Source organism: Stenotrophomonas sp. 28608_Sma (assembly GCF_056486185.1).
On record NZ_CM151308.1, the window covers coordinates 742,108 to 752,608 of the forward strand.

The 10,501-nt window shown below is 66.6% G+C and carries 11 protein-coding genes and 1 other RNA gene; 3 read left to right on the forward strand and 9 right to left on the reverse strand.

All coding sequences use genetic code 11. The features are described 5' to 3' along the window. Nucleotides 1-43: 43 nt before the first annotated feature. The 5 genes from ACZLHH_RS03270 to ACZLHH_RS03290 all read right to left on the reverse strand — a co-directional run bounded on the left by ACZLHH_RS03270 (nucleotide 44) and on the right by ACZLHH_RS03290 (nucleotide 4,862). The gene (locus ACZLHH_RS03270) at nucleotides 44-229 is read right to left on the reverse strand and encodes a hypothetical protein (protein ID WP_032128040.1); all 186 of its coding nucleotides are present in this window, start codon (nucleotides 227-229) and stop codon (nucleotides 44-46) included. Between the two features lie 341 nt (nucleotides 230-570). Continuing rightward, complete coding sequence (locus tag ACZLHH_RS03275) at nucleotides 571-1,956, reverse strand: FAD-binding oxidoreductase (protein ID WP_049462853.1); 1,386 nt, start codon at nucleotides 1,954-1,956, stop codon at nucleotides 571-573. After that, nucleotides 1,953-2,672: a metal-dependent hydrolase gene (locus tag ACZLHH_RS03280; protein ID WP_049462854.1), complete on the reverse strand. Its 720-nt coding sequence runs from the start codon at nucleotides 2,670-2,672 to the stop codon at nucleotides 1,953-1,955. Before ACZLHH_RS03280 ends, ACZLHH_RS03275 begins: the two co-directional genes overlap by 4 nt. 110 nt (nucleotides 2,673-2,782) lie before the next feature. Next, entirely contained in the window at nucleotides 2,783-3,151 is a 369-nt protein-coding gene (locus ACZLHH_RS03285; RefSeq protein ID WP_177179500.1) for a YraN family protein, read from the reverse strand. Continuing rightward, entirely contained in the window at nucleotides 3,141-4,862 is a 1,722-nt protein-coding gene (locus ACZLHH_RS03290) for a penicillin-binding protein activator (protein ID WP_049462856.1), read from the reverse strand. Before ACZLHH_RS03290 ends, ACZLHH_RS03285 begins: the two co-directional genes overlap by 11 nt. Nucleotides 4,863-4,943: 81 nt before the next feature. On the opposite strand from ACZLHH_RS03290, the gene rsmI reads away from it, so the two are divergent. Beyond that, nucleotides 4,944-5,762: a 16S rRNA (cytidine(1402)-2'-O)-methyltransferase gene (gene rsmI, locus ACZLHH_RS03295; RefSeq protein ID WP_005412235.1), complete on the forward strand. Its 819-nt coding sequence runs from the start codon at nucleotides 4,944-4,946 to the stop codon at nucleotides 5,760-5,762. A gap of 152 nt (nucleotides 5,763-5,914) precedes the next feature. Here rsmI and ACZLHH_RS03300 read toward each other — a convergent pair whose 3' ends face one another. Beyond that, the gene (locus ACZLHH_RS03300) at nucleotides 5,915-6,784 is read right to left on the reverse strand and encodes a nucleotidyl transferase AbiEii/AbiGii toxin family protein (RefSeq protein ID WP_197573250.1); all 870 of its coding nucleotides are present in this window, start codon (nucleotides 6,782-6,784) and stop codon (nucleotides 5,915-5,917) included. After that, on the reverse strand, nucleotides 6,781-7,440 hold the full coding sequence (locus ACZLHH_RS03305) for a type IV toxin-antitoxin system AbiEi family antitoxin domain-containing protein (RefSeq protein WP_177179501.1): 660 nt from the start codon (nucleotides 7,438-7,440) through the stop codon (nucleotides 6,781-6,783). Before ACZLHH_RS03305 ends, ACZLHH_RS03300 begins: the two co-directional genes overlap by 4 nt. A gap of 178 nt (nucleotides 7,441-7,618) precedes the next feature. Between ACZLHH_RS03305 and rnpB the strand changes: the two genes are divergently transcribed. Then, nucleotides 7,619-7,970: RNase P RNA component class A (gene rnpB / locus ACZLHH_RS03310), an RNA gene on the forward strand. A gap of 123 nt (nucleotides 7,971-8,093) precedes the next feature. Here rnpB and ACZLHH_RS03315 read toward each other — a convergent pair. After that, entirely contained in the window at nucleotides 8,094-8,573 is a 480-nt protein-coding gene (locus ACZLHH_RS03315) for a DM13 domain-containing protein (RefSeq protein WP_049461627.1), read from the reverse strand. 361 nt (nucleotides 8,574-8,934) lie between these two features. Then, nucleotides 8,935-9,723 carry an NRDE family protein gene (locus ACZLHH_RS03320; RefSeq protein ID WP_049461626.1) on the reverse strand — a complete coding sequence of 263 codons (789 nt, stop codon included), beginning with the start codon at nucleotides 9,721-9,723 and terminating at the stop codon, nucleotides 8,935-8,937. 368 nt (nucleotides 9,724-10,091) lie between these two features. Here ACZLHH_RS03320 and ACZLHH_RS03325 point away from each other — a divergent pair, with 368 nt between their 5' ends. Then, nucleotides 10,092-10,493: a division/cell wall cluster transcriptional repressor MraZ gene (locus ACZLHH_RS03325; RefSeq protein WP_008266948.1), complete on the forward strand. Its 402-nt coding sequence runs from the start codon at nucleotides 10,092-10,094 to the stop codon at nucleotides 10,491-10,493. The last annotated feature ends 8 nt before the right edge of the window (nucleotides 10,494-10,501 follow it).

Here is a 10,501-nt window from a genome sequence, read left to right on the forward strand (position 1 = left end):
TCTGCAGATGTCGCTAAGCTGCCTGCAACTGCACATCCAGTACTCAGTCAGCCTGCGGCTGCCTGCCGCGACGCTGCTGCAGGCAGGACTCACACGTGACCGTTGCCAGCGACCGCGCATCGTTGACCGCGGCCAGGGCCTGCTCCAGGATCGGCGCGAGGTCATGTGGCAGGCGCGCAGCGGCTTCGCCAAGAGTGGTGATGACATGGGGATAGAGAGGCTTGTACATCTCGGCATCCTTGTTCGCAGGGCGTGGGCGCTGTTGCTTCGACCCAACCCGTTCGGCGGTTGCCAACGGCTCACAGAGATGCCGATGGTGCTGTCACTGCAGGCTCGCTGGACCAGGCAGCTGGCGCTCACGACGGGTGTGGGTCAGAGCTGTGTGGTGCTGTTGGCGATATGTTCCTGGCAAAGGAGCAGTTTTCCCATGCAACAAGTTGCAAAGCACACTGGACACCGGATGGAGCTTCAGTTGACGGCTGGCAGCGTGAAGGTCCGTAGCGGGTACAGTGCGACGCCTCCAGCTGGGGAGGGCTCCTGCGGGTCGTCGTCAACACATTGGCAGTGGCACTACACCGGCGGCAGCACCTTGCCGGGGTTGAGGATGCCGTCCGGGTCCAGCGCGGCCTTGATCGCTCGCATCGTCGTCAGCGTTTCTGCGGTGAAGGCCTTCGCCATGAAATCTCGCTTGGCCAGGCCAATGCCGTGTTCTCCCGACAGCGTGCCGCCCAACGCCAGCGTCAGCTCGAAGATCTTTGGCAGCGCGGCATGGGCGCGCGCGTTCTCGTCGGCATCGTCCGGGTGGTACAGGATGTTGACGTGCAGGTTGCCGTTGCCGGCATGGCCAAAGGTGACGATGGTCAGCGCGTAGTCGCGTGCCAATGCCTGCACGCCGGCCACCAGTTCCGGAATGCGCGATACCGGTACCACCACGTCTTCGTTGATCTTGCCCGGGGCAACGCTGCGCAGCGCCGGCGACAGCGCCTTGCGTGCGGCCCATAGCTGGTCACGCGCGCGGCCTTCCATCGCGACGTCCAGCTCGATCATGCCGTCGCCTTCGGCAGCGCTGGCCAGTGCCTGCAGCAGGTAGGGCAGGGTGTCGTGGTCACCATCGGCTTCGACCAGCAGCATCGCACCGGCCTCCGGCACGTCGGCACCATTCAGCCGCAGCAGCTCCAGGCTGCGTGCGTCCATGAATTCCAGGCGCGTGGGCACCACCGGTTGCGACATCAATCGCGATACGGCGGCCGCGGCGGCATCGGCATCGCGGTACAGCACGCGCAGGCCGGCCTGGCTGACCGGCAGCGGGGTCAGTTTCAGCGTGGCTTCCACGATCAATGCCAGCGTGCCTTCGCTGCCTACCAGCAGATGCGTGAGGTCATAGCCGGTGGCGTCCTTGGTGTAGGCACCGCCGCAGCGGATCACGTCGCCGGTGCCGGTAACGGCAACCAGGCCCAGCACGTTGTCGCGGCTGGTGCCGTACTTCACCGCGCGCGGGCCACCGGCGTTGCAGGCCAGGTTGCCGCCGATGCTGCAGATCTCGGCGCTGGATGGATCCGGCGCCCAGAACAGGCCATGCGGGGCCAGCGCCTGCTGCAGGGCGCCGTTGAGTACGCCCGGTTGCACCACCGCGCAACGGTCACCGGCGCGGATCTCGACGATGCGGTCCATGCGGGTGAACGACAGCACGATACTGCCGGGCAGCGGCACCGCCGCGCCGGTGGTGCCGGTACCAGCGCCACGTGCGACCAGGGCCACGCCATGCGCACGGCAGGCCCGCACCAAAGCCTGCACCTGTTCGATGTCGGCTGGCAGCGCCACCGCCGCCGGGCGCTGGTGACGCCATGAGTTGTCCTGCGCGTTCGCCTCCAGCGCGCCGTCATCCATGCGCCAGCCCTCCGCGCCCAGCAGGGCGGACAGTTCGGCAACCAGGGCAGCAGGCAGGGCAGGACTCATGACGGATCTCGTGGGGCAACGGGAGCGGGTTGGATCAGTTTCCAGGCAACAACGGCGCCGGCTAGTGGCAGCCACACCCAGCGCAGTTCCGACATTACGGTGGCGAGGCCACGCGCGCTGAAGAACTGTGGCGCGAACGGAGAAACGCGGATGGGTCGCCACGGCGCGAAGAAGCGCTGCTCACTCCATGGCCAGGCCAGGGCGACACCGAGGCCGCCGGAGGTCATCGCATCCAGCAGCGGGTGGCTGGCGGCGCAGACGAAGACGAACACCGCCGCTTGTAGGGTCGATGCCATCGTTGGCCCTGCCTTGGCAGGTGCCAACCTTGGTTGGCACGAAACCGCCGACCAAGGTCGGCCACTACCAGAGCGTGCCATTGCCTCTTCGGTAGGTGCCAACCTTGGTTGGCACCGAAGCGCCGACCAAGGTCGGCGACTACCGGAGTTGCGGGGCGCCGACCAAGGCCGGCGGCTACCGAAGAACGCCAACACCGCGGCCAACGCCGCCAGCACGAACGCAAACAGCAACGAATGGCTGGCACCACGATGTCCGAACGCATCGGCGTAGGGAATATGCAGTGCAAAGGCCAGCACGTCGGCATCGGGCAGCATCGCAGCGATCACACCGGCCGCCAGCAGGCGCGGTGGGATGCGGCCACGGTCAGCGGCGCACCAGAGCGCCAACGGCACAGCGGCATGGGTGATGATCGAAGGCATCAGTCACGCACCGTGGTCGTGCCGGCCAGGCTGCGCTCTGGTAGGTGCCAACCATGGTTGGCACAGAGGCGCCGACCAAGTTCGGCCTCTACCAGAGCGGACGTTAACCATCAGCAGTCATCCAGCCGGAACGCATCACGCAGCCACCGCAGCTGCGGCGGTTCACCACTGGCTTCAACCACATCGAAACGGCAGGGCGCATTGGCCAGTGCCGGGTTGTCCTGCAGGTACAGCTGCGCGGCATGCGCCAGGCGCCGGCATTTGCGCGCATCCACCGAAGCGGCGCCGCCACCGAAATCGGAGCGCGCGCGATAGCGCACTTCCACGAACACCACGGTACCGGCGTCATCCATCACCAGGTCCAGTTCACCGCCGCGATAACGCACGTTGCGCGCACGCGGCAGCAGCCCGGCCTGTTGCAGGTGCTGCTCGGCGGCGGCTTCCACCGCCGAGCCACGTTGGCTGCGCTCAGCGACCACCGACGATCGGCATCGGCCGGCCGCCATTGAAGGTGGACCATGCCGGCTGGCGCAGGATGTTGCCGTTGCTGTCCAGGAACAGGGTGCCGGTGGCACCGTCCAGGCCGCCCTCGTTGGACAGCTTGTCCAGATAGGCGGTGATCTTCCAGGCATCGGCACCGAAAGCGAACAGGCGGCCAGCGGCGCCGCGAGCGCTGGGCAGCGCGCTGGCCACCTGGCTGGCCGACGGCAGGCCGGACACGCTGCGCACATTCCAGGCTTCGTTCGGGTAGACGATGCCGTCCAGCGCCACGTCTTCTTCCACCTTGCCGCTGCCGACGGTCAGCTGCGAGGTGCCGACGCGGGTCGCGCCACCGGCACCGGCCAGCGCAAGCTGCGGCGCCAGCAGTCGGGCCTGCGGGGCGCGCACGGCGAGGAACACGGCATCGACCTGACCGGCATTGCGCACCTGCGCGCCGACATCGCCGACGGCTTCGCTGACATTGACCGTGGCCACCACCTGGCCGCCGCGCTGTGCGAAGCGCTGGGCAAAGGCGGCGGCGGAACGGCGGCCGGTGTCGTCGTTGCTGCTGATCACCAGCGCGCGGTTGCGCTCGCGGCCACGCAGGTACTCGGCGGCGACGATGCCGTCGTCTTCCGGTGCCAGCGAGAAACCAGCGCTGCCGGCCGGCGGTGCATCCTTGCCGCGGTTCAGGGCCAGCACCGGTACCTGTAGCTGCTGGCGGCCGTACACGGCGTCCACTCCGTCGCGGCCCAGCGGGCCGACCACGAAGTCGGCACCGGAGGCGACGGCCTTGTCGTAGGCGGCGAGGGCACCAGCCGGGGTGCCAGCGGTGTCGAAGAAATTGATGTCCGGGCGGCGACGGCTTTCACCGTAGTAGGCGCTCAACAGGCCGTCGCGCACCGGCTGCGCGGCGGTGGCCAGGCGGCCGCTGAGCGGCAGCAGCACGGCCAGCTTGGCCGGCGGTCGGTAGCCGTCGCTCATCGCCGGCGGACGCTTGCTGGTATCAAACTGGGCCGCGCCATCGCGGTCGAACGGGCGCGGCAGCGGCAGGCCGCGCGCGATCAGCGCACGGCCGGCGAAGTTGTACAGAGGATCGTTGGCCGGCAGGGCAGCGGCACGGCTGCGCAAAGTGGCGTCGTCGAGGGTACCGAGCAGGCCGGAGATGGCGGCCTGGTTCTCGCTGCGCGCACTGCCGGTCAGGCTGGCATGGGCGCGTGCACGTTCGGTGGCGGCGCCGAAGGCATCGCCGGTGCCCTGCAGCGCGTTGGCGCGGGCCAGATACCAGCGCGTACGCAGCGCCGGCAGCACGTTGTCGCCGTGGTCCTTCAGCAGGGCCAGGGCCTGCGCCGGCTGCTTGTCGGCCAGTGCCAGCTCGGCGCCGGTCAGCTGGTAGCGCTGCAGGCTGGCGCCGGACAGCTGGCGGGCGGTGAGCTGGCCCAGCAGGCTGCGCGCGCGCGCACTGTCACCGGCCAGGTGCCAGGCCCAGGCCGCGTCGGCCAGCGCATTGCTGCGAGCGCCGCCGCGCAGGGTGGCGGCCAGGCCTTCCAGCTGCAGCGCGGCGTCGCGGGGCTTGCCCTGTTCGATCAGCGCCAGCGCCTGGCTCTGGGCCGGCGAATCGGGCGTGCTGGTCAGGCTGGTGGTGGCGCAACCGGCCAGCAGCATCAGCGACAGCGACAGGGCGGAGATCCGTGCGGCGGGCTTGTTCATGATCGGGTCCATGCGATGAGGGCAGCGGCCTTGGCCGGGTACACGCTACGATTCTACCCTTGCCCCGTGAGTACCGCTGAAATGAGTGTGCCAACCCTGTACGTCGTCGCCACCCCGATCGGCAACCTGGCCGATCTGAGCCCGCGCGCGCAGGAGGTGCTGCGGTCGGTGGCGGCCATCTGTGCTGAAGACACCCGCCGCAGTGGCCAGCTGCTGTCCCATTTCGGCATCCAGCAGCCGTTGGTGGCCCTGCACGAACACAATGAAGAGGCCCTGGCCCAGCGCCTGGTCTCGCGCCTGCAGGCCGGTGAATCGCTGGCGCTGGTCAGTGATGCCGGCACCCCGCTGGTCAGTGACCCCGGTTTCCGCCTGGTGCGTGCTGCGCGCGCGGCGGGCATCAAGGTCAGCCCGATTCCCGGCGCCTGTGCCGCCATCGCTGCGCTGAGCGTGGCCGGCCTGCCCAGCGACCGTTTCAGTTTCGAGGGTTTCCTGCCGGCCAAGGCCAGCGGCCGCCGCGACCGCCTGCAGGCGCTGGCCGGTGAAGTACGCACCATGGTGTTCTACGAATCCTCGCACCGCATCGCCGAATCGCTGGCCGACATGGCGGCGATCTTCGGCGGTGAGCGCCCGGCGGTGTTGGCCCGCGAGCTGACCAAGCTGTTCGAGACCGTGCTTGATGGTGACCTGGCCGGCCTGCTGGCGAAGGTGGAAGCTGACGAGAACCAGCGCAAGGGCGAGTTCGTGGTGATGGTGCAGGGTGCTGGCGACGATGAGGAAGCGCAGCTGGCGCATGGCCGCCGTGTCTACGCCAAATTGAGCGAGCATCTGCCGCCGTCGACCGCCGCCAAGCTGGCTGCCGAGCTGACCGGCGCACCGCGCAAGGCGTTGTACGGGAGTTGATGGATCGTGCGGACCAAGGTCCGCACCCACCAGAGCGGAATCCGCACCCACCAGAGCAGCGGAATCGGTAGATCCACGCCATGCGTGGATGAACGGGCCGCGCCGGGGTCTGCACCCACCCGGGCGGACCGATAGCGCCAGGCCTTGCGACGTCAGGACTGTACGGGTGTGTCGAGGGTGTCCAGATAGTTGGCAATCTCGGCAATCACCGAAGAGAGGTCCGGCGCGATCAGGCGATTCCTGCGCAGGAAGGCGCGCCACTGGGTCTGCTTCTGGGTATCTGCGGCGAATGACTGAGTCAGTCCGTAGGGCAGGGGCGTTGGCGCCGGGGTCCTTCGTCGATCAAACGTCGCGCCAATGGCCGCAACAAGGTGCGGGCGATCCATGGCGTCTTCGCGGATCAGTGCCAGCAAGTCGAAGAAGTCCTTCATCCTGCTGTTAGCGATGCCCAGTGCCGCTATAGCCTCGAGCTTTTCGGCAAACACGGTTTCGCGTGGATAGACGCGCAGGCAGGCTGGAGGGAATCCTTCCAGAATCACCGGATAGGTGATTTCCGGCGGCGGGGTGATCACCGCGTCGCCAAACCCGACGTCCCACTGCACATGGCAGCGTGCCCGGCCCAGATGTGCGATCAGGCGCATGCGCAGCCCCTCGTACGTGGCTTCTTCACGTATGGCCTCGATGACGATGCTGCCTGGATCGAAGCGCAGGCCGTCGTCCCCGGGCATTCCACAGAGCGAAAGTGCGATATGTAGCAGGCGATCGGGCTCAGCGCTGCCGGATCCCAGGAAATCGGCATCCCGTGTAGGGCGGTGCGGCGCGTCGAACCACACTGCGAACAGCATGGCACCCTTCAGCAGGAACTGGTTGCGGTATCGAGAAGCGGAGAGCCGGTAGAGCAGGCGCTCAACGGCGAACCTGTCCAGCACGAACTGAAAGTCCTCACCCTGCTTGCGTGCGAGATCGAGCAGCCGTTGCCGGATGGAAGCAACGCGGTGGGGAGGTGTTGGAGAGGGGATCAAGCCAGGGCATCGAGGTACGGTCTCATCAGTCTGGCAACGCGGCAGATCCGCGCATACTCCATCAACGCATCCGGCGTGGTTGCACGGCTGTGAAGCGCGTCACGCAGGGCTTCAAGTGCGACATCAAGCCCTACGAGATTGCGGAACTTGAAGCAATCGACGACGGTTTTGGCTACGTTGCTGACGTATATGAGACGTCCGCCTACGCGACGTTCTTCCAGCCCCGCATTGAGGGTCGTTGCCGACATGCGGACCACACGGAGGGGCGGCCAGTCGATCCGCGGAACGCGGTCGCTGTTGCCGATGGAGACCCAGCGTTCGAATGGTGCCTGAGTGGTCAGGCCATGCAGGCGCAGGGCACTCAACAGGCATAGACGGGGGTGTGGCAGGCGTTCTGCAATGATCCGCAGTCCATCATCGGTGTCGTCGCTCTTTCTTTCCGCCAACGCGTAGACGCCACGGGACAGCCGGATGAGTGCGCCTGCCTCGACCAGGCGGGTCAGTTGGGCGCGGGCGATCCCGGCAGTCACCAGTTCGCGGGCGCGCAGGGTGCCTGCGCGTCGCAATAGCTTTCGTGCCTTGGCCTCGGCGTTTCCCATGACGGCATTGTTCCATAACGTCGGGTGTTTTGAATATCGACCGACAAAAAGGAACATCGTTGGCTGCGGCGAGTGACGAGTAAATGGTGCGGACCAAGGTCCGCACCCACCAGAGCGGAATCCGCACCCACCAGAGCAGCGGAATCGGTAGATCCACGCCATGCGTGGATGGATGAACCGGATGCCGCGATCAGCACGGCAGGAAGGGCGTTCGTAGGCTAGAATGTGCGTTGGCGGAGCCGGCCAGACAGTCGCGTCATCCCTTCGGGGATGCCGAGGAAAGTCCGGGCTCCATAGGGCAAGGTGCCAGGTAACGCCTGGGCGGCGCAAGCCGACGGAAAGTGCAACAGAAAGATACCGCCTACGTCTTCTTCGGAAGGCCGGTAAGGGTGAAATGGTGCGGTAAGAGCGCACCGCGAGTCTGGCAACAGACCGGCACGGCAAACCCCACCTGGAGCAAGACCAAATAGGGATCCTTTGGCGCGGCCCGCGTTGGATCCGGGTAGGTTGCTTGAGCGTTGCGGTGACGTAACGCCTAGAGGAATGACTGTCCACGACAGAACCCGGCTTATCGGCCGGCTCCGCCTCTTTCTTCCATATGCGTGAACCGCGCATCGGTAGTGCCGGCCGCTGGCCGGCCGCTTCACGATGCCTGCAGGGCGGACAGAGTGCCGGCCAGCGGCCGGCACTACCTCGACGTCGCGCGTTCGTCAGCCCGGCGTACGGTACTGCCCTGCGGAAATGAACTGCGAGAAGCGCTCGCACCACACCACCACCGTGGTGTAGTCGTCGACGTTGACGTCATCGGGTACATCGACCAGGAAACGGTTGAAGGTCTTCACCTCGCCGATGCGCCGGGCCTGCGCCTTGATCTTCAGGAAGTCCGCTTTGTTGTCGACGAAATCGCGGACCAGGTAGACCTTGTAGTCCGGTCCCGGTCCCATCTTCCCGTCGAAGGCCACCTGGCGTGCGCTGACGCTGACCTTGCCTTCCGCCCAGTGCACCGCGTCGCTGCCCTTGAGGTCGCGGCGGAACGTGGTGTGATGGGTGGCGTCGTTCATGGCGGCCTGCACCTGTGCTGCGGGCGGATCATCAGGAGCGATCAGGATCGGCAGGAAGTAGACGCCCAGGCCGAAGCCGAGGCCGAGAGTGAGCAGATGGGTGGCGAGCAGGATGAGGGTGCGGCGCATGGGGCCTCCATGTGGATGTGGATCGCGCGGCATGGTGCCGGGCATGACCACCTTGGGAGGTTGCGGGCGGCATTTATAGACACAGTGCCAAGCGCAAAAAGGGCACAGTGGGGTGGCTGCGGCAACGCAGGCCCTGTGGCGCGGGCGGAAAGGCGCTGCGTCCGGAAGCTGAATGACGTTGGCAGCCTTGGATCGCAGTGACGGGTAGTGCCGGCCGCTGGCCGGCAGCGGCGTGGCCTGCCCGAAGATCCGGAGGTTGCCGGCCAGCGGCCGGCACTACCCTGCTGGAAAGAGATTCCGGCCAACGGTAGGCAATACCCCTGCTGGAGAGAGATTCCGGCCAGCGGCCGGCACGACCCGGTCAGAAAATGACGTGACTCTGTCCGTTGGCTGCGCCCTGTGGGCCAAAGCGGCGCTCGTGGATCTGGCCGTGGCCGTCGGCGTCGATCAGCAGCACGGTGCTGGCGCGGGTGCCGTAGTCGTCGCCGCGGATGAAGGCGGGGCTCAGCCAGCGCTCGCGTTCCAGGCCGATGCCGGTGTCGGGCAGGTCGCTGTCGGCGGGGCGATGTTCGTCGGCCAGGGCGGCCCAGAGCGGGGTCAGGTCCGGGGTCAGATCCTTTTCGCTTTGCGAAAGGGATCTGACCCGGTCTTCCTGCAGCCAGGCTTCAAGGGCCGCCATCAGCCGCCGGGTCTTCGGCCAGGGCGCGTCCAGCGCACCGTTGGACATGCCATGCACGCCCGGGCCCAGGCTCTGCCGCTCGGCGGGGTGGTTGCCCAGGAACTCCAGGCTGTGGCCGTCGGCCAGCAACAGGTTGAACGGCGCGTAGGCGCCGGCCACCGTTGCCAACCGGTCGATATGCACGGCGGCCGGGTCGCGGCCGCGCAGGAAGTCGGCCACCAGCGCGCCCCGTGAAGGGCCGGTCTGGGCGGCCAGCGGATCACGCACATTGGTGACCACTGCCATCCGGCCTACGGCACCGACGCCCGCCCAGCCGCCGCCGGAGCGCAGGTCGCGCCCCCCGATGACGGAGGTCTCATCTTGCCAGGCGGCCAGCGCCGCCGTCGGGCGGGCGTGGAACTCATCACGGTTGCCGGTCATCACCAGCCGCCAGCGCGGGTGGTGCATCCAGCCAAGAGCGAGCAGGCACATGGCCTCATTGTGCACGGTTTGCGCAGTCTGGCGCCGCTTCCGGCCCGTTTTGGATGAATGCGCGGCCGATGTTTCACGCGCTGTCCACAGCCCTGAACTTCCGTTCAATCTCAAAAATTGAGACGGATCAGCAACTTGTGGATAAGCCTTGAACAATTCTCTAAAGGTTGTTGCAAGCCATTGATGTGGCTGGCGATTTCCCCGCTGAAAAGTTGTTGACAACCCTTCGGCCGCTGCTAAGGTGGGCATCAGAGGGAAATCCGGGTGTTTTGTGGGTTTTCGTGGTTCAATGTTTCACCGGGCGAAGGATAGGTGCACGCGTCGTGTTCCAGGGCGAGACGGCCATCACAGTTGACGATAAAGGGCGCATGGCGGTTCCCACCGCTTACCGCGACCTCGTCGCGCGCGCCAGCAACAACCGTCTCGTGCTGACCTACAACCCGTTCGAAGCCGGCTGCCTGTGGCTGTATGCAGAGTCGGAATGGGAGCGGGTCCGCGACGACGTGATGTCCAAGCCCAACACCCAGCGCGTCGTGCGCCTGTTGCAGCAGAAGCTGGTCGGCTCGGCCGCCCATCTTGAGCTGGACGGCAACGGTCGCATCAGCATCCCCGCCAGCCACCGCGGTGCGGTGGGCATTGAGAAGAAGGCGGTATTGCTCGGTATGGGCGACAAGTTCGAATTGTGGAGCGAGCAGGCGCATCGGGCCCTGATCCAGCAGACATTGTCTGACGAGGATCTGGGTGATGGGTTGCTCGACCTGAAGTTGTGAGCCGGGGT